This is a genomic window from Erwinia oleae (assembly GCF_000770305.1).
GTDB classification, from domain to species: domain Bacteria; phylum Pseudomonadota; class Gammaproteobacteria; order Enterobacterales; family Enterobacteriaceae; genus Erwinia; species Erwinia oleae.
In genome coordinates this window covers 22,753-45,527 of sequence record NZ_JNVB01000032.1, presented here as the reverse complement: position 1 = coordinate 45,527, position 22,775 = coordinate 22,753, and the positions used below count along the sequence as shown (strand labels likewise).

20 protein-coding genes are annotated in these 22,775 nt (G+C 56.3%); 8 read left to right on the top strand and 12 right to left on the bottom strand.

All coding sequences use genetic code 11. The features are described from left to right. The 4 genes from GS12_RS12035 to GS12_RS12020 all read right to left on the bottom strand — a co-directional run. Nucleotides 1-488: FecCD family ABC transporter permease (locus GS12_RS12035; protein WP_034947239.1), on the bottom strand; the 488-nt coding region annotated here is incomplete at its 3' end. After that, a complete protein-coding gene (locus GS12_RS12030; protein ID WP_034947236.1) occupies nucleotides 485-1,303 on the bottom strand; it encodes a heme/hemin ABC transporter substrate-binding protein in 819 nt (272 codons plus the stop codon). The genes GS12_RS12035 and GS12_RS12030, both read right to left, overlap by 4 nt. Further along, nucleotides 1,300-2,331: a hemin-degrading factor gene (locus tag GS12_RS12025; RefSeq protein WP_034947258.1), complete on the bottom strand. Its 1,032-nt coding sequence runs from the start codon at nucleotides 2,329-2,331 to the stop codon at nucleotides 1,300-1,302. Before GS12_RS12025 ends, GS12_RS12030 begins: the two co-directional genes overlap by 4 nt. Nucleotides 2,332-2,401: 70 nt before the next feature. Beyond that, the gene (locus GS12_RS12020) at nucleotides 2,402-4,798 is read right to left on the bottom strand and encodes a TonB-dependent receptor domain-containing protein (RefSeq protein ID WP_034947233.1); all 2,397 of its coding nucleotides are present in this window, start codon (nucleotides 4,796-4,798) and stop codon (nucleotides 2,402-2,404) included. 260 nt (nucleotides 4,799-5,058) lie between these two features. Here GS12_RS12020 and GS12_RS12015 point away from each other — a divergent pair, with 260 nt between their 5' ends. Further along, the gene (locus GS12_RS12015; protein ID WP_034918060.1) at nucleotides 5,059-5,340 is read left to right on the top strand and encodes a SelT/SelW/SelH family protein; all 282 of its coding nucleotides are present in this window, start codon (nucleotides 5,059-5,061) and stop codon (nucleotides 5,338-5,340) included. A 224-nt stretch (nucleotides 5,341-5,564) separates the two neighbouring features. On the opposite strand, the gene GS12_RS12010 is transcribed toward GS12_RS12015, so the two are convergent. The 5 genes from GS12_RS12010 to GS12_RS11990 form a co-directional block, all read right to left on the bottom strand. Beyond that, nucleotides 5,565-5,927 (bottom strand): YibL family ribosome-associated protein, encoded by a 363-nt coding sequence (locus GS12_RS12010; RefSeq protein ID WP_034918059.1) that lies wholly within the window; start codon nucleotides 5,925-5,927, stop codon nucleotides 5,565-5,567. A 72-nt stretch (nucleotides 5,928-5,999) separates the two neighbouring features. Further along, complete coding sequence (locus tag GS12_RS12005) at nucleotides 6,000-6,524, bottom strand: MltR family transcriptional regulator (protein ID WP_326929890.1); 525 nt, start codon at nucleotides 6,522-6,524, stop codon at nucleotides 6,000-6,002. Between the two features lie 95 nt (nucleotides 6,525-6,619). Then, complete coding sequence (mtlD, locus tag GS12_RS12000; protein ID WP_034918057.1) at nucleotides 6,620-7,768, bottom strand: mannitol-1-phosphate 5-dehydrogenase; 1,149 nt, start codon at nucleotides 7,766-7,768, stop codon at nucleotides 6,620-6,622. A gap of 91 nt (nucleotides 7,769-7,859) precedes the next feature. Further along, on the bottom strand, nucleotides 7,860-9,794 hold the full coding sequence (locus GS12_RS11995) for a PTS mannitol transporter subunit IICBA (protein WP_034947230.1): 1,935 nt from the start codon (nucleotides 9,792-9,794) through the stop codon (nucleotides 7,860-7,862). 426 nt (nucleotides 9,795-10,220) lie between these two features. Continuing rightward, nucleotides 10,221-10,937: a DUF3053 domain-containing protein gene (locus GS12_RS11990; protein WP_034947228.1), complete on the bottom strand. Its 717-nt coding sequence runs from the start codon at nucleotides 10,935-10,937 to the stop codon at nucleotides 10,221-10,223. A 429-nt stretch (nucleotides 10,938-11,366) separates the two neighbouring features. Between GS12_RS11990 and GS12_RS11985 the strand changes: the two genes are divergently transcribed. Together GS12_RS11985 and GS12_RS11980 are read left to right on the top strand one after the other, a co-directional pair. Beyond that, the gene (locus GS12_RS11985) at nucleotides 11,367-11,660 is read left to right on the top strand and encodes an HTH-type transcriptional regulator (protein WP_034918053.1); all 294 of its coding nucleotides are present in this window, start codon (nucleotides 11,367-11,369) and stop codon (nucleotides 11,658-11,660) included. 163 nt (nucleotides 11,661-11,823) lie between these two features. Further along, a complete protein-coding gene (locus tag GS12_RS11980) occupies nucleotides 11,824-12,768 on the top strand; it encodes an Rpn family recombination-promoting nuclease/putative transposase (RefSeq protein WP_034947225.1) in 945 nt (314 codons plus the stop codon). A gap of 84 nt (nucleotides 12,769-12,852) precedes the next feature. On the opposite strand, the gene glyS is transcribed toward GS12_RS11980, so the two are convergent. Together glyS and glyQ are read right to left on the bottom strand one after the other, a co-directional pair. Further along, the gene (gene glyS / locus GS12_RS11975) at nucleotides 12,853-14,922 is read right to left on the bottom strand and encodes a glycine--tRNA ligase subunit beta (RefSeq protein WP_034947222.1); all 2,070 of its coding nucleotides are present in this window, start codon (nucleotides 14,920-14,922) and stop codon (nucleotides 12,853-12,855) included. A gap of 9 nt (nucleotides 14,923-14,931) precedes the next feature. Continuing rightward, a complete protein-coding gene (gene glyQ, locus GS12_RS11970; protein ID WP_034947219.1) occupies nucleotides 14,932-15,843 on the bottom strand; it encodes a glycine--tRNA ligase subunit alpha in 912 nt (303 codons plus the stop codon). Between the two features lie 325 nt (nucleotides 15,844-16,168). Between glyQ and GS12_RS11965 the strand changes: the two genes are divergently transcribed. From GS12_RS11965 to GS12_RS11950, 4 genes are all read left to right on the top strand, one after another. Then, nucleotides 16,169-17,377 (top strand): aldose 1-epimerase family protein, encoded by a 1,209-nt coding sequence (locus GS12_RS11965; protein WP_034947216.1) that lies wholly within the window; start codon nucleotides 16,169-16,171, stop codon nucleotides 17,375-17,377. A 217-nt stretch (nucleotides 17,378-17,594) separates the two neighbouring features. Then, entirely contained in the window at nucleotides 17,595-18,863 is a 1,269-nt protein-coding gene (locus GS12_RS11960) for a nucleoside permease (RefSeq protein WP_034947213.1), read from the top strand. Between the two features lie 10 nt (nucleotides 18,864-18,873). Further along, nucleotides 18,874-19,908 (top strand): ADP-ribosylglycohydrolase family protein, encoded by a 1,035-nt coding sequence (locus GS12_RS11955; RefSeq protein WP_034947210.1) that lies wholly within the window; start codon nucleotides 18,874-18,876, stop codon nucleotides 19,906-19,908. After that, entirely contained in the window at nucleotides 19,886-20,857 is a 972-nt protein-coding gene (locus tag GS12_RS11950) for a PfkB family carbohydrate kinase (RefSeq protein WP_034947207.1), read from the top strand. The genes GS12_RS11955 and GS12_RS11950 overlap by 23 nt, the downstream gene beginning before the upstream one ends. On the opposite strand, the gene GS12_RS11945 is transcribed toward GS12_RS11950, so the two are convergent. Beyond that, nucleotides 20,844-21,584: a GntR family transcriptional regulator gene (locus tag GS12_RS11945; protein ID WP_034947204.1), complete on the bottom strand. Its 741-nt coding sequence runs from the start codon at nucleotides 21,582-21,584 to the stop codon at nucleotides 20,844-20,846. The two genes, GS12_RS11950 and GS12_RS11945, sit on opposite strands and share 14 nt — an antisense overlap. A gap of 159 nt (nucleotides 21,585-21,743) precedes the next feature. Between GS12_RS11945 and GS12_RS11940 the strand changes: the two genes are divergently transcribed. Then, nucleotides 21,744-22,739 carry an acyltransferase gene (locus GS12_RS11940; protein ID WP_034947254.1) on the top strand — a complete coding sequence of 332 codons (996 nt, stop codon included), beginning with the start codon at nucleotides 21,744-21,746 and terminating at the stop codon, nucleotides 22,737-22,739. The last annotated feature ends 36 nt before the right edge of the window (nucleotides 22,740-22,775 follow it).

Here is a 22,775-nt window from a genome sequence, read left to right as displayed (position 1 = left end):
CCAACCGCCGCACCGCAAAGAGCGTTAATGGCAATTCCGGCCAGCAGCAGCCGGGAGAGAGTGGTGCTGCTGTGGCGACTGAGGATAAAAATGATCGCCGTCACCACAATACTGCCCGCAAAAGCGGCCAGCATCGGCCACCACAGCGCCAGCGCGGCGGGCAGCGTCACAGGAATAACAATGGAAAAGGCCAGCATCAGCGACGCACCGCTGCTAATCCCCATCAGGCCGGGATCGGCCAGAGGGTTGCGAAACAGACCCTGCATCATTGCGCCGGAGAGCGCCAGCGCGGCGCCCACCAGCACGGCCAGGAGAACGCGCGGCAAACGAATAGTCCACCAGATCTTCCGGATCATGCTGTCAGACGGGGCGTGCCAGACAACAGGCAGTGACAGTCGCATCGCGCCGATATTGGCGGCCAACACGACCATCGCCAGCATCAGTACCAGCATCACCAGCAACCCGCGCTGCACGTTCACCGTTTTCATTGCGCTACGGCTTCCGCTGCTTTGCGCAGTTTGGCAATTGCGCCCGGGGTCTGTAGGCCAAAGGCCAGCAGCGACATCTCATCCACCACCAGCATGCTGCGGGTTTTTCCCGCCGGCGTCAGCGCCAGACCAGGCAACTGCCAGATTTTATTTTCGTCACCCATCGCCTTCAGCCCATCCTCGCCAATTACCACCAGCTGCGGGGCGCTCGCCACAATGCCTTCCTGAGTCAGCGCCTGATAGTGTCGAATGTTACCCATGGCGTTCTGCAAACCTGCGCTGCGGATCGCACCATCTGCGGCGGTATCCGTTCCGGCGGCCATCGCCTTCATACCGGAGTGATTAAGGATATAAAGCACCTTAACCGGCAGCGGCTTGCTCGACGCGCCGGTCAGCTGGCTGTCAATTTTGGCTTCAAGAGATTTGCCCTGCTCTTCACGGTGCAGCGTGCGGGCGATGGTGGCAATTTTCTGATGGATGGCGCTCAGTGAAGGTTCCCCCGTCACCGTCACCACCTTTACGCCAGCCTGCTCAATCTGCTGTAGTGCAATCGACGGTTTAGCCAGCTCACTGGCAATCACCAGTGTGGGCTTCATCGCCAGGATCCCTTCCGCATTCAGTTGGCGCATATACCCAACGTCGGGCAGTTTGATGGCCACGGCAGGCTTCTGGCTGGTGGAATCACGCGCCACCAGGCTTTGTTGCGCATCCAGCGCGTAGATGATTTCCGTCACGTCGCCGCCAATTGAGACTATACGCTGTTCCGCCATCAGCGAAAAAGGCAGCGTCAGCAATGCTATCAGCCACGCTTTCATGCGGCAGCTCCTTCGCCTGTCAGCATGGCAATCTGTTCGCGCCAGCGGGCCTGTTCCGGTTCACCTTCGGTGCGCTGACCGTACAACTGGGCAATCTGCGTACCGTCGGCAGCAAAGAGTTCCAGGCTGGTCACCGTACCGTTAGCCGTTGATTTGCGGGTTATCCAACTCTCGGCGATGGTATCTTCCATCAGATGCAGGGTGAACGTTGCGTTGAAAATGTTCAGCCAGTTCTCCATCGGCATCAGCTTCTCCACCACGCCAGTGAAGATCTGCACGCAACCACGGTTGCCAATGAAGATCATGATCTCATTGCCATCGTTTTGTGCCAGCTTCAGCAGCTCGCTCAGCGCGCTGTTATCCACTTTCTGCGCCAGATCGCTGGCAACAGCGCGAAATGCCTGCTGTCGGGAGATATTATGACGCTTTAACAGGCCGAAGAACTGGTGTACGTCAGTCATGGCGTGCCATTCTTGTTCAATCAACGCGGGGTCAGGCTGCTCGTTATACGTCACCGGCAGGGCCGGGCTCACTGCCAGCGCAGAAGCCTCTTTGACGGAGAACGCTGCCAGCAGCGCCTGCCAGGCCGCCATATTGGTTTCTGGCGTGGCGTAAATTTTCAGGACGGCGTCACCGTGTGCATCGAAAATCTGAATGCTGTGGCGATCGCCGCGCGCGGTTTTCTCCAGCAGCGCAAACACACTTTTCCATTGCGAAGGGAAAATGCGCTGGTCCAGCGCGCGTGGGTTAAGGATCAGCCCGGCATGTCCGCCCAGATGTAAGTTTTCATAACGTCCTACCTGCTCATGCACGGCATACGCGTTGCGGGTAATGGATTTCGTTTCGCCCACCGCTTCCAGCGCCGGTAACAGTGCGGTGAAATCAGGCCTCAGCGCCACCGCATCATCCTGAGTGCGGGCCTGGGTCAGCTCCGCTTCACTGACGCCAAGCAGACCAGCGAGGTCGCGGGCATATGTTTTCGGCTGCTCTGCCTTCAGCGCCTGATAACGTTGGTAAAGGCTACTCATCTCCATTTGCTCTCCTTTGCGCCCTGCGAAATATGCAGGGCAGCGTGTGGTCAATTAAAAGGCGTTACGATCAGAAGTCGATATTGACACCCAGTTGGAAGGTGCGGCCCGGCATCACTGCCAGCGCTTTATCATAAGCATCCTGATTGGTACTTTCCGTCAGGTTACGGCTGCTCAGGTAATCCCAGTATTTACGGTCGGTCAGGTTATAGATGCCGCCGTTCACCCGGACATGTTTCGCCACCTGCCAGTAAGCCGTCATGTCCACCATACCGTAACCCGGCACGCGCATATATTCGGTGGAGGAATCCGTCAGAGCAGAGCCGTCGTTGGCGTAGCTTTCGCGGTTGGTGTCGGTGGCGCGCTTGCCTTTCACAAAGGTTGCGGTTACTGCTGTGCCATAACGCCTGGCCGGATCGTCCCACGCCACGCCAACAATCGCTTTTACCGGCGCCACGCTGTCCAGGTCGACATAGCTGTCGCCGGAGTAGCGGGATTTTGATTTCCCTTCACTGTAGCCCAGCGCGAAGGTAGCGCTCAGGCCGTTGACTTCTTCAAACCAGGTGCCGACGTTCAGTTTAGTGCTGACCTGGCCGCCATAGATATAAGCCTTATCGCGGTTCTCAGCCTGATAGATAGTGTAGATATTCGACGGTACATTGCCGAACATCGACGGATTACCGGTGCGGGTATAGCGGGTGTAAGCGATAAAGTTCTCATAGGTGTTATAGAACATCGCCGCGTTCAGCGAGACGCCTTCCACGGGCTGCCCTTTCAGCCCCCACTCGTAGTTGTCGCTGGTTTCGGTTTTCAGATCGCTGTTGCCGATGAGTGCGTACTGCTGCCTTCCGGCATAGCTTGAACCGAGGTTCCAGGAACCATACAGCTGGCTGGCGTTAGGGAACTGAGCGCCGCGCTTGTACATCACCCAGGTCATCAGCGTTGGCGTAATGTCGTAGTTGACGCTCAGTGACGGCAGGAGCTGGGTGTCGCTATTCTCTTTGCCATACAGCGTTTTTAGCTGCTCTTCAGTCAGCACGCTGCTGCCGGTGGTCAGACTGCTCAGGTTTTCAGGTTGAGTTGACTGATGCGCCACGCGTACGCCTGGCACCACGCTGAAATCATGACCGTTGAGATCGAAGTGAATTTTATCCTGTACGTAGCCACCGAGTACGTAAGTGCGGCTGTCGGCGTCAGGCTGCATGATCACGCTGTACTGGCTGGCCGGAGGCGCCTGACGGAACGGACGGCTGGTGTCGCTGATGCTGCCATTCAGGCCACCGCTCAGCTCATGACGACCGAGCCTGTTTGTCAGTTGAGTGTCAAAGCCCAGGGTATCCACATCGTAATCGGAATAGACCCGCTCCATTGCCGTGGCGCTGGATGGCATGAAGGTATTGTCGTGCGCCTGCGTCTGCTGCCAGAACACGCGCGAAGTCAGGCTGTCGATGTAGGCATTGGCAGGCGTCCACTCATCCTTAAGGCTGATTCCCCAACGGCGGGTGTTGCTCTGTTGCTGCGCGGTGCCCCAGATGGTGTTGCCGCTGCTGTCCCAGGCGTCGTAGTGGGTATGGTTAGTCTTATCATAATAGTCGACGGTGCCGGTCAGCTTATGCGCGTCGTTCGGCTGCCAGATACCGGAGGCCAGCATCGCGTTGGAGTGCCAGTTAGCCGGATACGCATCAATCGTCCCGCTGTTGTTACGGGTCTGCTGGCCGTCACGGCGGCTGTAAACAAAGACGCCACGCAGGATTTCATCACCCGCAGCGGCGGTAATGCCGTTGTGCCAGCTACGGTTGGCAGAGTCATAATCTGATCGATAACCAAAATAAGTTGATTTGTACGGTGTCAGGTAGTCATCCGCCGATTTAGGCATAAAGGAGACGGCGCCGCCGATGGCATTATTCGCCGTTGACGTTGACGTGGCGCCCGATTCGATATCAACCTGACCATACATATAAGGATCGATGTAATCGCGCCCGATACCAAATGTGTTCAGTCCGGCACGTCCGACATAGCTTCGCCCCGTCGCGGCCGGTTGTGGAATGCCATCCACATCCAGCCCGACGCGGTTACTTTCCAGACCACGAATGTTGTAGCCGGTGTAGCCACTGCGGTCGAAGCCGCTCTTGCCAGCCGAAGAGCCGCCGCTGGTTCCGGTGGCGCTGATCAGCGGCTCGTAACGCATAACAGAGCCAAAATCATTGGCGCCTTTATTTTGCATCTCTTCGGCGGTGACGGTGGTTTTACTACCCGCTTCTTTTACCTGTTGCGGGGCCGTCACCACCATCAGCGGTTCAGACGGATGTGTTTTTTTACCCGAAACGTTTAGCGGTTTGCCGGAGGTTGTGGTCGCCGGGAGGGCATTGGCGGCTGTTTCAGCCCCGACGGAATAGCCAGAGGTCACCAGCGTGCCGAACAGCACCGTGGTACGGGCAATTCCCTGTGAGGAAAAGAGTTTACGCATTTTAGTAAGCCTTTATTCTTTATTAGTATCGACTCATACATTGCTGCCGCTGGCGTAAAAACCGCTAAAAGAAGAGTATGCGCCTGCTGCGCGTTATAAATGTCGATCCCTGACTCATGCTTGCAAATGAGAATGATAATAATATTGATTACCTATATCAACTGCCTCCATAATTTATTCACAATTCAATCTGCATGGACGTTGACAGCCCCCGTTTTGTCGCCCGAAGATGAGAGTCAGATTTTTTTAGGAGACACGTCATGAAAACCTCTCCCGCCGTAACCATTGAGTATTGTTCCCAGTGCAACTGGCTGCTACGTGCAGGCTGGATGGCGCAGGAACTGCTGCACACCTTCAGCACCGACCTGGCCTCGGTTACCCTGATTCCGGGTACCGGCGGCATTTATCAGATTGCCATCGACGGGCAGCTTATCTGGGATCGCAAAACCCATGGCGGTTTTCCGGAAGTGAAGGAGCTGAAGCAGCGGGTGCGTGATATCTGTTTTCCCGAACGGGATTTAGGGCATATTGATAAAGCGTAACGCCCTGATTGAGCGACAAAGAAGGGAAGGGATGACCACTCTGTTCCTACAAACCCTGGATGAACCGAACATCACTGGCGCCGTTGGCAACCTGAAGATGAACAGGCTCACTGCTCTGTGAAGATGTCGACCGCCGGGTAAAGATTTGCCCGGCGGCCATTGACCTTCATGTACCTGTGTAACCGTGTCGCTTTCACTGCCTGGCAGCAGCGGACGCTATCGGATCAGAATGCGCTTTTCGCATAGCCGGTCATCTCTTTCAGGCCCATTTCACGGCCTAACGCGGTCATTGGATGAACCACAACGATGCCGCGAACGCTTTTTTTCAGCGCGCCCAGATTGGCCTGCTCTTTTTTAGTGATAGCGCGGCTGAACGGCATCTTTTTCAGCTTCTGCGCTTCTTTGCTCAGCTTCTCTTCACGCACGCCGCGCAGGCGGTCGATCTCAGCGATCAGCTTCTCTTTTTCCTTCAGCAGTTCGCCGAGTTTTTCCGCGTTGCCGGACTCCAGCAGCTGCGGTTCTTTATGCGTTAAGGCATCCAGCTTATCGCTCAGCGTCTTAATTTCTGCCTGAACTTGTTCTTTCATCATGATTAACCGTGCAGTGATTCGTTGCCGCAAGGATACACGAAAGCGACGGGGAGAGGGAAAGGTCGGAGACTACTTTTTGAAGGCCTGTTTGAGGCTGATGCGGGAGATAAGCTCGGTCAGAGAGAGCACCAGTGTGGAACGCACCATCTGTTGATAGCGCTGTTGCAGCATGGCGCGCAGATTTATATCGTCAATGGACAGATCGGGAGGAGGAGGCAACGCCGCCACGCAGTGAAGCTCGCCGAATGGCCCAAGCAGTTCGTCATCGGTAAAACGGTAGTCGGTGCCGTCGTCGTTCAGCGCCTCGCGCAGCGCCAACAGCAGCTCGGCGTCTTCATATTCGTCGCGGCTAATAACACCCAGGCCATAGATCAGCTTCAGTCTCACCGGCAGTTCGCCAAGCGGGCCGTCGCCCAGCAGAAGCGGCTCTACCGCATATTTTACGGCGTAATCGTCCTTGCGGAACACCTTCATCACCAGCAGATTAACCGCCTCTGCCAGCAGTTCAACCGCCGCAATCAGAAAACCCCTGACCGAACGACCCGCGTTCAGGCGTTCCAGTACCCGATTCTCAAAAGCCTGAGGTTTTTCCATAAGAGCCTGCATATCGTTCTTTGACCTGCTTAGCAGTGCCGAAGCGGGTACGGCGCTGTCGCCATACCCGCTCTGCTCGTCCGTTGAGCCTGGCATTATGCCATAGCGTCGTATGCCTTCACTACCGCAGCAACGGTATCGCTGTTGGCATCAAGCCCGGACACCTGCGCCAGCGTATCCTGCACGCCAAGGCGTGACAGCAGATCCACCAGCTCCTGCGCCTGCGGATCCTGCTCGCTGCGATAGTGCATGGCGGCGGCAATGCCGGTAACCAGGTTGTCATGCGGCAGCGCGTACTCCAGCGTGCCCAGCGTGGGCTTGATCAGGCGATCGCCCGCACTCAGCTTACGCAGCGGCTGACGACCCACGCGCTCCACGTCATCTTTCAGATACGGGTTCTCAAAACGGCCGAGGATTTTCTGGATATAGGCCGCATGCTTGTCGGCGTCAAAGCCGTAGCGCTTGATCAGCACCGCGCCGCTCTCTTCCATCGCCCCTTTCACCACCGCGCGCACTTTCTCATCGAGGATCGCTTCGCGAATGGTTTTATGGCCCGCTAACTGACCCAGGTAGGCGGTGATGGCGTGGCCGGTATTCAGGGTGAACAGCTTGCGCTCAACAAACGCCATCAGGTTATCGGTGAGTTCCATGCCGGGAATGTTCGGCAGCTCACCTTTAAACTGTGTTTTATCGACGATCCACTCGCTGAAGGTTTCTACGGTAACCTCCAGCGGGTCGGTGGTGCCCGCTTCGGAAGGCGGTACGATGCGGTCAACGGCGGAGTCCACGAAGCCGACGTTGGCCTCAACCCAGGCGTGATACTGTTCAGGCAGCGCCTTCAGCACAAAACCTTTTAATTGCGTGGTGCCGCGCACCATGTTTTCACAGGCAATGATATTCAGTGGGCGAGTGTTACCGCTATCACTGCGTTTGGCTAAGCCTTTCGCGATGCCGCCAGCGATGCGCTCGAGGATCTGCGGGCCAACCGCCGTGGTAACGATATCAACGTCGGCAATCAGCGGAATGATGTCATCGCTGGCGCTGCTCACGGCGTTAACGCCTTTAACCGTTTCAACCTGAGCCTGCTCGCCCACCACGCGCACCGGGTATTCGTGACGGGCATTCAGCGCGTCGAGAACCACCTGATTCACATCGGCGAAGGTCAGTTGAATGCCCGCATCGGCCAGGAGTTTGCCGATAAAACCGCGGCCGATGTTACCGGCGCCAAAATGTAATGCTTTCATAAACTTTCCCTTATTAACGATCGAGGGCCGGACAAACCCGACCCGAAAAAAAGGCCGGGCATCCCCGGCCCTGTGGGTCAATAACCTTGCGTTACGCTGGCTGTTTGCCGGAGAGCAGGTCCAACACTTCCTGCACGTCGGTGGTCGTTGCCAGACGAGCGATAACGCTGTCGTCATCAAGCGCGTTAGTCAGGCTGGTGATCACCTGAATGTGCTCGTTATTGCGGGCGGCGATACCGATTACCAGGCGGGCAATGTCGTCCTCTTCGTCACCGAAGCGTACGCCTTCCGGATACTGGCAGAACACCACGCCGGTCTTCAGCACGCGATCTTTTGCTTCAATGGTGCCGTGCGGCACAGCGATAGATTCACCCAGGTAAGTTGACGTCAGCTTCTCGCGATCCAGCATGGCTTCCACATACGCTGGCTCAACGTAGCCGCCTTTAACCAGCTGCTCACCGGCAAAACGAATGGCCTGCTCTTTATCGGTAGCATGATTGCCGAGGAATACGTTGCTGGCGCTCAGTTTAAACAGGTGTTCCTGGCTGTTGTCATAGCTGTCGTTCAGCGTGGCGGTGACTTTTTCGCGATGGCCAGCGCTGCGGTTCGCTTCCACCAGACGCGCGGTCAGATCGGTGTAGAGACCGCTGTCGAGGAAGTTGGTCAGCGAGATGTGCTGCGCGTGAGGTGCCTGACGCATTGCGCGTTCGGTCAGATCGCGGTGCGTGATCACCAGGTCCACATCGCCAGGCAAATTGTTGATGGCGGTGTTGGTCACAGAAATGTTGGTCAGGCCTGCATCATTCACTTTTTTACGCAGCACGCCTGCGCCCATTGCGCTGGAGCCCATACCGGCATCGCAGGCAACGATAACTTTGCGCACGTGGCTCAGGTCGCCGTTCATGCCGTCTGCGGCGGCAACGGGCGCCGTACCGGTCTGGCCTTTCGATTTGGCTTTCATATCGCTCACGCGACGCGCCGCTGCTTCGATATCGTCCTCTTCTTTCACCTTGCTGGTTTTCAGCAAAATGGCCGAAACCACAAAGGAAACCGCAAACGCCGCCACGATGGCTGCAATATTGGCGAAGTAGGCGCCTTTTGGCGTCATTGCCAGCACGGCCAGGATCGAACCAGGCGAAGCAGGTGATACCAGACCGCCGTTCAGCAGCGTCAGGGTGAATACGCCGGTCATGCCGCCGAGGATCACCGCGATCAGCAGACGTGGGTTCATCAGCACATACGGGAAGTAAATTTCGTGGATGCCGCCCAGGAAGTGGATGATGGCCGCACCGCCCGCAGACTGACGCGCGTTGCCGCGACCAAAAAACATGTAGGCCATCAGCACGCCCATGCCCGGACCGGGGTTCGCTTCAATCAGGAAGAAAATAGACTTGCCGGCTTCACTGGCCTGCTGGATACCCAGTGGCGAGAAGATACCGTGGTTGATGGCGTTATTCAGGAACAGAATTTTCGCCGGTTCAACGAAGATCGAGGTCAACGGCAGCAGGTTGTTCTGCACCATCAGGTTTACGCCAGCCGCCAGAATATGCGACAGACCTTCCACCAGCGGGCCGATAGCCAGGAAGGCGAGGATCGCCATCAGCATACCGATAATACCGGCTGAGAAGTTGTTAACCAGCATCTCAAAGCCGCTTTTGATTTTACCGTCGATCACGCGGTCGAAGGCTTTAATGGCCCAGCCGCCCAGCGGCCCGGCGATCATTGAGCCAAGGAACATGGGCATATCAGCGCCCACGATCACGCCCATCGTGGTGATTGCGCCCACCACGCCGCCGCGATCGCCGCCAACCAGACGGCCGCCGGTATAACCGATCAGTAAAGGCAGCAGGTAGGTGATCATTGGCGCGACCAGCTTGGCCAGCGTTTCGTTCGGCAGCCAGCCGGTAGGAATAAACAGCGCGGTGATAATACCCCAGGCGATAAACGCCCCGATATTTGGCATCACCATGTTACTCAGAAAGCGACCAAAGCTTTGAACCCTGATCTTGATATCTGATGAGGACATAAAAACACACCCCTTATTTGACACGCGCTAAAAATAAGAGAGCGCGCTGATTTATTGTTTGAACGCTGACGGTAAAAACCATCCGTATTACTGTATGCACGCGGACTCTACCACGCGAATATGACGCTGCGTAGTCACGCTTAAAAATGTGACGTATATCACCTAATAGCCGGTCGGTGAGGGGGTTATTTAGTGACGGCGATCACATTTATAGCGTGTAAAAAAAAGACAAAGGCGAATTAATAACCAATTCAACGCCTTGTACGTGATTTGGGTCACAATTCTAAATGAAGTGTTTATAGTAAAAATGTGAATAAGATCACAATTTTTTAACGATAAGATGCCGGGCAGTCGGCCTTAAGAAGGGAAAGGCAGCGAGCGGTGTAACAAAGTTACGCAGGCTCGGCTGCCTTTAGAGCGGGCAGGTTAACGGAACTCGCCCTGAAGCGCGCGCTGCGCCTGGCTTAATGCAGGCACATTCGCGGAAAGATTATTCATTAATACGTTGTACTGGGTGGCCTGTTGCTGCGTCGGAAACTGCACCTGCGGGCCGTTAAACGTTACCTGTGCGCCCTGCTGCTGCAAGAAGTCACCGGCCTGCACCGCGTCCTGGCTCAGCGTTTGCAGAGCAGGCAGCGTGGTAATCAGCGCGGAAGCTGGTTGCGTCACGACGTTGTTATAGACGTTATTGTAAACGGTTTTCAGATCGTCTGGCTGTTTCAGTCCCGCTTTGCTGCCGTCCGCCTGCGTTTTCGCCGCCTGAATCTGCTGCGTCAGCACGCCAAGCGAACCACTGGCCTGACGAAGCACATCGCGCTGAGTAAGATAGTCCTGCGGTGTGCGGATGGTCGACAGCGCATCCACCACCGGTTTCATACCTGAATCCACCGCCCGGTTAATCTGCTGCGAAAAGCCATAAATGATGGCGTAGTCATTGACGTAATGACCAAAATTTTTCTTTTGATCTTCACTCAGATTCGGCAAATGTTCGCCGCTGCGCATAACGGTGTTTTGCAGAAAATCGATAAAGGCTTTGCGCTGATCGGCTTCATTATCACCGCAGCCCGCCAGTTGAAAGACCAGAATCAGCGCCACAAAGGGAGCCAGCACGCGCGTCCAGCCGCGAGAAATTCCTGTCATCATGAGAAATAACTCCTGTTAATAAAAATGCAGTTAACGCAGCGGCCCACGCCGCGAATACAGAATAGTTTAACGCGTTCATTAAGAATATGAAAAAACGGCGTCCGGCGTGTTAATGATGCCGATTTTCAGGGTCGCCGATGCTGAAAATTTATCACCCTCTCCCTTTCAGCGCCGGGCTGGCTATACTTACAATAAGCATGACCGAAAGGGCGCTCTTCACCCGCCAGAAGCAAGATCGAAAAAGATTCAAAAAATATGTCGCAAAGCGCAAAGTTTGATCTATAACTTAGATCCCTGGCGTTTCCTGCGCTGTCTCTCTGACCTTTTTGCAAGAGCTTCTCAGCGGCCGAAGTCTGCCAGCATTATGAGCCTGAGTGTCAGGTTCTCCCTCTGGTTGTTCACATTTGTGATTTTTATGAGGAGTGCTATATGGAAACCAAAGATCCAATGTCCGAGCTGCTGTCCAGCCTGGAACACATTATCCTGACGCGTGAAGTTATTCAGGCGGCCCCGGCACTTAAAGATGATGTGGTTGTTCACGAACCGAAGCGCATCCGCGAAATTACCGGTATGGAAATTGATGAGTTTGCCCTGGCAATGGGCGTCAGTGTTTCTTCGGTGAAGAGCTGGGAAGCGAAGCGTACCCGCCCTTCACGCAGCGCGCAGAAGTTAATGCAGTTAATCCAGATGAATCCCTGCCTCAGCCGTGAGCTGCTGGCATAAAATCAAACCCGCCTGATGGCGGGTTTTGTGTTTTTAGTCGTCGATACTTTTCCTGCCGCTTGTTAATCTGCATAGCCATTCCCGCCCCAACTGTCTGTTCAGGCGGACAGAGCTTATTATATGATGCGATGACACAGCGCGCTTGCCAGGGAGGCAACGGAAAATGCCTGAAAGGAAAAATGCCACGCCAACGCCGCACGATGCGGTATTCAAACAGTTTTTAACGCATCCTGAGACTGCCCGGGACTTTATGAATCTTCATCTGCCAGAGACACTGCGGGCGCTGTGCGATCTTGATACGTTAAAGCTGGAATCCGGAAGTTTTATAGAAGAGAGCCTTCGTCCTTATTACAGCGATGTGCTTTACAGCCTGAAAACGGCGGGCGGAGACGGCTATATCCATGTGCTCATTGAGCATCAAAGCACGCCTGAAAGGCATATGGCCTTCAGGCTTTTACGCTATGCGGTGGCAGCCATGCAGCGCCACCTTGATGCCGGGCATAAAAAGCTGCCGCTGGTCATTCCCGTATTATTCTATAACGGCAAACGCAGCCCTTATCCCTATACCACCAACTGGCTGAATAACTTTGATGAGCCGGCGCTGGCTGCCAGACTTTATAGCCACGACTTTCCGCTGGTAGACGTAACGGTTATTCCTGACGACGACATCATGCATCACCGCAGCATGGCGGTACTTACCCTGTTGCAAAAGCACATTCACCAACGCGATCTTGCAGAGCTCCTGGACAGGCTGTCAACGCTTTTACTGGCTGAACACCTCACAGGACAGCAGCTGATTTCGCTGATAAACTACCTCATACTGGCTGGCGAAGCGACAGACGCCAAAGCCTTTGTACATGACCTGGCGCAGCGTGTGCCACAACATGAGGACGAACTGATGACCATCGCACAGCAACTGGAACAGAAGGGCATCGAAAAAGGACTTAAACAGGGCCTTGAGCAGGGCATTGAGCAGGGTATTGAAAAAGGCCGCAAACAGGAAGCGTTGAAAATCGCACGTTCCATGATGCTGAACGGCCTTGATCGTCATGTCATCATGAAAATGACGGGCCTTACGGAAGATGAACTGGCGCAGATCTCCCACTAACTGGCCGTCGCCAGCCCAATCGAAACGGCAAGCGATAAAAAACCCGCCAGACGGCGGGTTTTGTGTTTACAGGCGTTCACTGCGTTATTGCAGCAGTGAAATATCCGCCACCTGCAAAAACAGCGCGCGCAGCTTCGACAGCAGCGTCAGGCGGTTAATTCTCACCTCGCTGTCTTCCGCATTCACCATCACTTTCTCAAAAAAATCATCAACGGCGGTACGCAGCTGCGCCAGTTCGCTCAGCGCTTCCTGATAACGGCCTTCAGCGTAATACGGTGCGAGTTTGCTGCTGAGCGCGGAGACGTAGGTCGCCAGTTTGATCTCTTCGTTCTCTTTCAGCAGCGACGCCTGCACGCTGTCGTTCAGCGGTTCGGTTGATTTCGCCAGAATGTTGGAAACGCGCTTGTTCGCCGCCGCCAGGGCGGTGGCGTCGTCGAGCGTACGGAAGTGCGACACGGCCTTCATGCGGGCGTCGAAATCCGCCGGGCGCGTCGGACGACGGGCCAGCACGGCCTGAAGCGTATCCACGCTGTGCCCCTCTTCCTGATACCAGGTACGGAAGCGGCCAAGCATGAAATCGATCACCTCATCAACAACCTTGCCGTTGCTCAGCTTGCTGCCGTACAGTCGAACCGCTTCCCCGGTAAGGGTTTGCAGATCGAGCGGCAGGTTCTTCTCAACGATAATGCGTAACACGCCCAGCGCGGCGCGGCGCAGCGCAAACGGGTCTTTATCGCCTTTCGGATGTTGACCGATACCGAAAATTCCGGCCAGGGTGTCCATCTTGTCGGCGATAGCCAGTGCACAGGCCACCGGATTGGACGGCAGATCGTCGCCGGCAAAACGCGGCTGATACTGCTCGTTCAGCGCCACGGCCACATCCTCCGCTTCGCCGTCGTGGCGCGCATAGTGCATGCCCATCACGCCCTGGGTGTCGGTAAACTCAAATACCATGTTGGTCATCAGGTCGCACTTAGAAAGCAGACCCGCGCGGGTAGCGTGATTGACGTCGGCACCAATCTCGCCAGCAATCCAGCCAGCCAGCGCCTGAATGCGGTCGGTTTTATCGCGCAGCGTGCCCAGCTCTTTCTGAAACAGGACGGTTTCCAGACGCGGCAGGTGATCTTCCAGACGTTTTTTACGGTCGGTATTGAAGAAGAATTCTGCGTCGGCGAGGCGCGGACGCACCACTTTTTCGTTACCGTCGATAATCTGCTGTGGATCTTTTGATTCGATATTAGTGACAAAAATGAAGTGTGGCAGCAGCTTGCCCGCGGTGTCATAAACCGGAAAGTATTTCTGATCGCCCTTCATGGTATATACCAGCGCTTCCGCCGGCACGGCCAGGAACTTCTCCTCAAAAGTGGCGGTCAACACCACCGGCCACTCCACCAGCGAGGCCACTTCCTCCAGCAGGCTGTCACTCAGATCGGCGATGCCGCCAATTTTTCGTGCTGCGGCTTCGGCATCCGCTTTGATCTGCGCTTTACGCGCGTCAAAATCGGCCTGAACCTTGCCGCGTTCCAGCAGGATCTGCGGATAGTGATCCGCGCTGTCGATGGTGAATTCCGGCTCGCCCATAAAGCGGTGGCCGCGGATCGTGCGCGCAGAGTCAATACCCAGAATGGTGGCAGGAATGCTTTCGTCACCGAGCAGCAGCGTAACGGTATGCACCGGCCGCACGAACTGCACGTCCGAATCGCCCCAGCGCATCAGTTTTGGGATCGGCAGTTTCGCCAGCGCGGTGCTGACCATCGCGGGCAGCAATGAACGCGCGCTTTCGCCTTTCACGTTCGCGCGATACACCAGCCACTCGCCTTTGTCGGTTTTCAGGCGGTCGGCCTGATCGGCGGTGATACCGCAGCCGCGCGCCCAGCCTTCAGCGGCTTTAGTTGCCGCGCCGCTGGCGTCAAAGGCGGCGGAAACCGCCGGGCCGCGTTTTTCAACGGTGCGATCGGGCTGTGCGTCGCTCAGGTCGGCAACCTTCAGCGCCAGGCGGCGCGGCGCGGCATACCAGCGAACGTCGCCATGCGTCAGGCCCGCAGCATCCAGTTCGGCGGTAAAGTTGGCGGCAAAAGATTCGGCCAGGCTGCGTAGCGCCTTCGGCGGCAGCTCTTCGGTGCCGATTTCCACCAGAAAAGTTTTATCAGTCATGGCTGCCTCTTATTTCTTGTTATTGCACATTGGGAAGCCCAGCGCCTCGCGAGACGCATAGTAGGCTTCCGCCACGGCTTTGGTCAGGGTACGAATACGCAGAATATAGCGCTGACGCTCGGTTACCGAGATCGCTTTGCGCGCGTCAAGCAGGTTAAAGGTATGGCCCGCCTTCAAAATGCGCTCGTAAGCGGGCAGCGGCAGCGGTTTTTCCAGCGCCAGCAGGTGCTGCGCCTCTTTCTCATACTGCTCAAAGCAGATGAAGAGGAAATCGACGTCGGCATGTTCGAAGTTATAGGTAGACTGCTCGACCTCGTTCTGATGGAACACGTCGCCGTAGGTGGTTTTACCCAGCGGGCCGTCGCTCCAGATCAGATCGTAGACGCTGTCCACGCCCTGGATGTACATCGCCAGGCGCTCCAGACCGTAGGTAATCTCGCCGGTCACCGGCTTGCACTCCAGGCCGCCAACCTGCTGGAAATAGGTGAACTGCGTCACTTCCATGCCGTTCAGCCACACTTCCCAGCCCAGACCCCAGGCACCCAGCGTCGGGTTTTCCCAGTTGTCTTCTACAAAGCGAATATCGTGAATGCCAGGATCGAGCCCCAGCTCTTTCAGCGAGCCAAGGTAAAGCTCCTGAATATTGTCCGGCGACGGCTTGATGATCACCTGAAACTGGTAATAGTGCTGAAGGCGGTTGGGGTTTTCGCCGTAGCGGCCGTCGGTCGGTCGGCGGGAAGGCTGCACATAGGCGGCGGCGACAGGCTCCGGGCCAAGTGCGCGCAGGCAGGTCATCGGGTGAGAGGTTCCCGCACCCACTTCCATATCCAGCGGCTGCACGATGGTGCAACCCTGGCGTGCCCAGTAATCCTGTAAGGTCAGGATCAGTCCCTGAAAGGTCTTGGTATCAAACTTTTGCATGTTGGATCCGCACGCGATACGAGTAGTTATAAAAAGTGGGCGTCAGTATACCCTCTGACCGTGCGTTAGTCAGCCCGATGTTTGGTCAGAAGGGGGCACGACGCCAGGCTGAATCGTTTTAAGCAAAACGCTCATTTTACCGATTTGAGTCACATATTTTTTTGAAAAATTTTTACGTAAGACAAATTTTAGTGCGCGACAGCCGGTTTTCCTGATTGAAACAGCCAAATAATCGTGCGGGTGATAGCTGTCACATTTTAATTTAAACCGTATTTGTACTCTTTCTTCCCGCAAGCTAAATCAATTCAGCTACAGGACGAAAATGATGAAAAAAAGCGTAATAGCAGGGGCTGTTTTACTGACCATCAGCGGGCAGACGATGGCCCAAAACTGGGTGCTGACCGATGCTGAAAGCGGCACGGAGCAAGGAAACTGGCAGACCAGCAGTAAAGCGCTGAAGCTGTCAGGTGAAAGCTTCAGCATTGAGCAAAAAATCCTGCACGGCGGTAAACAGGAGGGCAGCAAGGTGCTGACGATCGTCAGCCAGAATGGGCTAACTATCGCGCTGAGCCCAACGCGCGGGATGGATCTGCTGCACGTTAGCGGTCATGGCGTGCGGCTGGGCTGGGATTCGCCGGTCAATGAGGTGGTCAATCCGGCTTATATCAATCTTGAAAGCCGCAACGGCCTGGGCTGGCTGGAAGGCTTCAATGAGATGATGGTGCGCTGCGGTTATGAATGGACGGGTCACCCGGTGACCAAAGACGGCGTAATCTACACGTTGCACGGCAAGGCAGGCAACACACCCGCATCGAAAGTGGAGGTGTCGATTGATGACAAGGCGCCTCATGAAATCCGCATCCGTGGTTTGTTAAAAGAGAATACCTTTAAAAAAGCCAACCTGGAAACGTGGACGGAGCTGCGCTATGTACCGGGCGCGGACGCCTTCACGATTCACGATGTGCTGACAAACCGCGCGGACTACCCGCACGACTATCAGATCATCTATCACAGCAACTTTAGTACGCCGATCCTTGAAAAAAATGCCCGTTTCATTGCGCCGTTAAAATCGGTTTCGCCCTTTAACGACTACGCGAAAAAAGGGCTGAATGACTGGAACGTTTACGCCGCGCCCACCAAAGATTTCGATGAAATGGTGTTCAATCTGGTGCCAAAAGCGGATGAAAACGGCAAAACCCTGGCGGCGGTGATCAACAGTAAAAGTGATAAGGGCGCGTCAATCGAGTTTGATACGCACCAGCTGCCGTTGCTGACAATGTGGAAAAATACCGACACCCTGAAGCAGGGCTACGTCACCGGTATTGAGCCAGGCACCAACTATGCTTATCCGGTGACGATTGAGAAAGAGCAGGGGCGGGTGAAGCAAATACAACCCGGCGAAAGCAAAGCATTCACGCTGACCTATACGCTGCTGAAGGACGCCAGCGCGGTGCAGAAAGTTGAACAACGCGTGAAGCAGCTTCAGGGGGATGAAAAGCCGGCCGTGGATGAGAAGCCCATCGCCGTTGAGTGATAACCCGTAAGGTGGCCCGGCCACCTTTTTCTTCCTTCTGATTTTCTCTTCCGCTTTCTGCCCGATGCCCACCTCCGCTCTTCTGACGTAGTATGTCCTTCTGATGTAGCTTTACCGTGTAAAGAAGCGATTCAGCACTAAAATTCGGGCTTTTGGTATTGCAAAGGTATTACGTAAAGGTACTCTTTGATCGTACCTACACCAGGGGAACACCCAAATGAAAAATAAAATAGCCAGCCTGTCATTTATGATGTTCGTCGAATGGTTCATCTGGGGAGCGTGGTTCGTTCCGCTGTGGGCCTTACTGCAAAGCAAAGGATTTACGCCGGTCGAAATTGCCTGGTGTTACGCCTGTACTTCACTGGCGGCAATTATGTCGCCAATTCTGGTCGGTTCACTGACTGACCGCTTTTTCCAGGCGCAAAAGGTCTTGTCGGTGCTCATGCTGGCAGGCGCGGTGCTGATGTATTTCGCCGCGCAGCAGGAGAGCTTCGGGCCATTCTTCGCCCTGATGCTGCTCTATTCGCTGACTTATATGCCAACCATCGCGCTGACCAACAGCATTGCGTTTTCGCACGTTGGCGACGTGGAGCGCGACTATCCACGCATCCGCGTGCTGGGCACGCTTGGCTGGATTGCCTCCGGTATTGTCTGCGGCTTTCTGCCGCCGATGCTCGGTTTCGGCGACATCTCCGCCAGCAATATTCCGCTGCTGGTTGGGGCGGGCAGTTCCGCCGTCCTGGGCGTATTTGCGCTGACGCTGCCGGCAACGGAGCCGAAAAGTACCGGAAAATTCAACCTGCGCGTGGTGCTGGGGCTGGATGCGCTGCACCTGCTGAAAGACCGCAGCTTCCTGGTCTTTTTTGTCAGCTCGTTTCTGTTCAGCATGCCGCTGGCCTTCTACTACATTTTTGCCGAAGGCTTCCTGAGCGAAGTCGGGCTGAAGCACGCTACCGGCTGGATGACGCTGGGCCAGCTTTCTGAAATCTTCTTCCTGCTGGCACTGCCGTTCTTTATCAAGCGCTTCGGCATCGGCAAGGTGCTGCTGCTGGGGCTGGTAACCGCCGCGCTGCGCTACCTGTTCTTTGTCTTTGGCAGCGACCAGAACGTCTTGACCTACGGCCTGCTGTTTATGGGCATTCTGCTGCATGGCGTCAGCTACGACTTCTACTTCGTTACCGCCTACATCTATGTTGATAAAAAAGCGCCGGTGGAGATGCGCAACGCCGCGCAGGGGCTGATCACTCTGGCCTGTCAGGGCGTCGGCAGCCTGCTGGGCTACCGGCTGGGCGGCTACCTGATGCAGGAGATGTTTCAGTATCCGCAGCCGCAAAACGGCCTGACCTTTAACTGGGCGGGCATGTGGTTGTTCGGCAGCGTGATGATCATCATTATCACCATTGCGTTCGTGGCGCTGTTCCGCGACGGCCGGAAAAAAAGCGACGAACTCAGCCCGCTGGCCGCATCAGCCAGCGGTGAAAAATAGAGGAAAAGAGATGTCAGTAACGAAAGAGAGCCGCATTCTCGGCGCATTTTATGGCCAGGCGCTGGGCGATGCGATGGGCATGCCCTCCGAACTGTGGCCGCGCTCACGCGTGAAGCAGCATTTTGGCTGGATAGATCGCTTTCTGCCCGGCCCGGCGGAGAACAACGCGGCCTGCTATTTTAACGAGGCGGAGTTTACCGATGACACCTCAATGGCGCTGGCGCTGGCCGATGCCATTATCAGCTGCGACGGCGCAATAGAGCCGGAGGTGATTGGACGCAATATTCTGAACTGGGCGGAAAGCTTCGACGCCTTCAATAAAAACGTGCTGGGGCCAACCTCTAAAATCGCGCTTAACGCGCTGAAGAGCGGCACGCCGATCGCTGAACTGGCCAATAATGGCCTGACCAACGGCGCGGCGATGCGCATTTCGCCGCTCGGCTGCCTGGTGCCGCCGTGCAGCCTGAGCGATTTCATCGACGACGTCGAACGGGCCTCCAGCCCGACGCACAAGGCGGATGTGGCTATTGCCGGTGCGACGACCATTGCCTGGGCGGTATCGCTGGCGGTGGAGGGCGTGAGCTGGTCGCGCATCCGGGATCAGCTGCCCGCGATAGCGAAGGCCGCGCAGGAAAAACGCGTTACCACTTTCAGCCCGTCGATGGCGGCGCGCATTGAACTGGCGCTGCGCACCGTCGAGCGCGCTGCCGGCGTGGAACAGGCGATGGAGCAGGTTTATCAGCTGATCGGCGCAGGTACCGCCACGATTGAATCCGTTCCGGCCGCGATTGCCATGGTTGAACTGGCGAAAACCGATCCCACGCGCTGCGCCATTCTTTGCGCCAACCTGGGCGGCGATACCGACACCATCGGCGCGATGGCGGTGGCGATTTGCGGCGCGCTGCACGGCGTGGACGCGATTGATCCACAGCTTAAAGCGCAGCTCGACGCGGTGAATCAGCTTGATTTCAGCCGCTACAGCCGCGCGTTTCTGCTGTTCCGCCAGCAACGTGAGGAGGCATATGGTCACGCTTCCCGATCCTGATTCGCTGAGCGCGCGCGATGCGGTCTGCGTGATGGGCGCCGCCGTGGTTGATGTGATCGCCGATGCGTATTCGCTGCCTCATCGCGGCAGCGATATCGAACTGCATCAGCAGGGCGTCAACGTGGGCGGCTGCGCGCTCAACGTGGCGATTGCGCTGCATCGTTTAGGCGTGCAGGCCACCAACGCGCTGCCGATCGGGCAGGGCACCTGGGCCACAATCATCACCCAAAAAATGGCGGAGTACGGCATCCATTCGCCGCTGCGCACCGACAAAGGCGATAACGGCTGGTGCCTGGCATTGGTGGAACCGGACGGCGAGCGAACCTTCCTCTCGGTCAGCGGCGTGGAAAATCAGTGGGATGCCGCGATGCTCGCGCAGCTCAGCCTGCCGTCAGGAAGCTGGATTTACCTTTCCGGTTACCAGCTGACGGCGGCCAGCGGCGAAACGCTGCTCGCCTGGCTGGAGACGCTGCGCGGCGTACGGCTGTTTATTGATTTCGGCCCGCGACTGGCCGATCTCTCCGACGCGTTTTTCCATCGGCTGATGGCGCTGAATCCTGTGGTGACGCTGAATCGTCAGGAGGCGGCGCTGATTGGCGAACGTCTGCCGGGCGCGCTGGCGGACGGCGCTGAGCTGCTGGCCTGCTGGCGCGAGCACTTCAGCAGCCCGCTGATTGTGCGGCTGGACAGCGAAGGCGCGGGTTATGTTTCGATGAGCGAGTCCGGCTGGGCGCCCGCTTTCCCTGCCGAGGTGGTGGATACCATTGGCGCGGGCGACAGCCACGCGGGCGGCGTGCTGGCCGGGCTGGCGTCCGGCTGGTCGCTGGCGGCGGCGGTAACGCTGGGAAACGCGGTGGCATCTTACGTGGTGGCGCATCGCGGCGGGGACTGCGCGCCGAAAAAAGAAGATCTGGCCGGGCTGTGGCGGCGTAACGCTACCCGGCGATAAAGGTGTACATGTCGCTGCGGCAGTAGCTGATGCTGTACTCCAGCGGCGCGCTCTGCGCGTCAAGGGCAAGCTGGCTGATTACCAGCACCGGCACGTTATCCGGCAGAGCGATCAGCGCCAGAATCTCTTCATCGGGCATGCGGGCGCTGACGCGGCTCTGCGTCGTCACCGGCGTGATGTTGTGCTGGCGGAAGTAGTCATACAGGGAGATACCGATATCGTCCGCGTGAGCGATCAGCGCGGCGGGTACCCAGGACTCTTCAATGGAAACCGCCTGTTCGTCCACGTAGCGAATGCGCTTGAGCAGAAAGACCTCGCTGCCGGGTTTCAGCTTCAGCCAGCCCGCGATCTCTTTTGTGCAGCGGATAATGCTTTTATTAATCCACACCGTGTCCGGCGTTTTCCCTTTAAGCACCACCTGCTGCGAGAAACCCTTTGGCTCTTTGAGCGAATACTCCATCTGACTGACGATTTGCGTGCCGTAGCCTCGCGCGCGTTTCACCACGCCTTCCTGCTCCAGCTCGGCCAGCGCTTTACGCACGGTAATGCGGGAAATTTCCAGATACTGACTGAACTCGCGCTCGCTCGGCAGAATATCTTCCTGACGGAGCGCGCCGCTGCGCACTTCGCTTTTAATCACCGCGGCGAATCGCTGATAAAGCGGCTTTTTCGCTTTTACGGAGAGATGCTGTTTGAGCTTATCGAGCAGCGGGGCGGAATCTTTCATCGGGAGTAGCGTCAGTTGATTTTTAACAATAATACGCGCAATTCGCCGACAGCGGTACTGGCGAGGCAGGCGCTGTCCGAAATGTGATGTGAAAAGTTGTTGAACCTGTCCGGCGCGGTTAACCTCATTACGCGTTTTGGCACGGAAACAGAGGAAAAAATGACGGAAAAGATTGGCTGGATAGATAATTTACGTGCCGTGGCCTGCCTGATGGTGATCATGATCCACACTACGACCTGGTACGTGACGAACGCCCCGGCGGTTGCGGAGCATACATGGGATCTCTCTAATCTGCTTAACTCTGCTTCGCGCGTCTGCGTGCCGATCTTTTTTATGATTTCCGGCTACCTGTTCTTTGGCGAACGCAGCGCGCAGGGACGGCATTTTCTGCGTATCGTGCTCTGCCTGCTGTTCTACAGTGCGGTGGCGCTGGCCTATATTACCTGGCTCACGCCGATCAGCGAGGGCCTTTCTGTCAGGCATCTTTTGCAGAAGCCGGTGTTCTATCACCTGTGGTTCTTTTTCGCCATCATCGCCATTTATCTGCTTTCGCCACTGATTCAGGTTAAGCCGGTCAGTGCGGGCTATCTCGCGATTATTGTGCTGCTGTTGGCGGTGCTGGCAAACCCGAACACCGTTGAGAAATCGGTCGGCCCGTTCCAGTGGTTGCCTGTCAACCTCTACATCAGCGGCGACAGTTTTTATTACGTGCTCTATGCGCTGTTTGGCCGGGCGATTGGCATGATGAACACGCGCTGGCGTGGCGTAAGCGGGCTGGCTGTCGTCGTGTTTATCGCCTGTGTGGCCGCCATCGCGCTGGGAACGAAAAAACAGATGGCGATAAACGGCGCCTTCGCCGATACCTGGTATCTCTACTGCGGCCCGGCGGTGTTTGTTGCGGCTGTCAGCCTGCTTATCCTGTTTAAAAACTGCATTAATCAGCGGCCTTTACCGTTTTTAGCGACCATTTCCCGCCATTCCCTGCCGATTTACGGCTTTCATGCGCTGTTTATCCATTTTATGCGCACGCATGGCCTCGATCATACCAGCCGCCCGCTGATCGATATCCCGCTGGTCTTCGCCATTACGCTGGCAGGCAGCCTGCTGTTATCGGTCGCGTTACAGAAAATGGATACGCGGCGGCTGGTGAGCTGAAGACGCGAAAAAACCACCGCCTGTAACAAGGAAATG

Coding starts and splice junctions, on each gene's coding strand:
- GS12_RS11940 (WP_034947254.1), top strand. CDS start 21,744: ATGACGGAAAAGATTGGCTGGATAGATAATTTACGTGCCGTGGCCTGC.
- GS12_RS11990 (WP_034947228.1), bottom strand. CDS start 10,937: ATGATGACAGGAATTTCTCGCGGCTGGACGCGCGTGCTGGCTCCCTTT.
- mtlD (WP_034918057.1), bottom strand. CDS start 7,768: ATGAAAGCATTACATTTTGGCGCCGGTAACATCGGCCGCGGTTTTATC.
- GS12_RS11955 (WP_034947210.1), top strand. CDS start 18,874: ATGTCAGTAACGAAAGAGAGCCGCATTCTCGGCGCATTTTATGGCCAG.
- GS12_RS11985 (WP_034918053.1), top strand. CDS start 11,367: ATGGAAACCAAAGATCCAATGTCCGAGCTGCTGTCCAGCCTGGAACAC.
- GS12_RS11965 (WP_034947216.1), top strand. CDS start 16,169: ATGAAAAAAAGCGTAATAGCAGGGGCTGTTTTACTGACCATCAGCGGG.
- GS12_RS12030 (WP_034947236.1), bottom strand. CDS start 1,303: ATGAAAGCGTGGCTGATAGCATTGCTGACGCTGCCTTTTTCGCTGATG.
- GS12_RS11950 (WP_034947207.1), top strand. CDS start 19,886: ATGGTCACGCTTCCCGATCCTGATTCGCTGAGCGCGCGCGATGCGGTC.
- GS12_RS11960 (WP_034947213.1), top strand. CDS start 17,595: ATGAAAAATAAAATAGCCAGCCTGTCATTTATGATGTTCGTCGAATGG.
- GS12_RS12005 (WP_326929890.1), bottom strand. CDS start 6,524: ATGGAAAAACCTCAGGCTTTTGAGAATCGGGTACTGGAACGCCTGAAC.
- GS12_RS11980 (WP_034947225.1), top strand. CDS start 11,824: ATGCCTGAAAGGAAAAATGCCACGCCAACGCCGCACGATGCGGTATTC.
- glyQ (WP_034947219.1), bottom strand. CDS start 15,843: ATGCAAAAGTTTGATACCAAGACCTTTCAGGGACTGATCCTGACCTTA.
- GS12_RS12020 (WP_034947233.1), bottom strand. CDS start 4,798: ATGCGTAAACTCTTTTCCTCACAGGGAATTGCCCGTACCACGGTGCTG.
- GS12_RS12015 (WP_034918060.1), top strand. CDS start 5,059: ATGAAAACCTCTCCCGCCGTAACCATTGAGTATTGTTCCCAGTGCAAC.
- GS12_RS11945 (WP_034947204.1), bottom strand. CDS start 21,584: ATGAAAGATTCCGCCCCGCTGCTCGATAAGCTCAAACAGCATCTCTCC.
- GS12_RS11995 (WP_034947230.1), bottom strand. CDS start 9,794: ATGTCCTCATCAGATATCAAGATCAGGGTTCAAAGCTTTGGTCGCTTT.
- glyS (WP_034947222.1), bottom strand. CDS start 14,922: ATGACTGATAAAACTTTTCTGGTGGAAATCGGCACCGAAGAGCTGCCG.
- GS12_RS12010 (WP_034918059.1), bottom strand. CDS start 5,927: ATGAAAGAACAAGTTCAGGCAGAAATTAAGACGCTGAGCGATAAGCTG.
- GS12_RS12025 (WP_034947258.1), bottom strand. CDS start 2,331: ATGAGTAGCCTTTACCAACGTTATCAGGCGCTGAAGGCAGAGCAGCCG.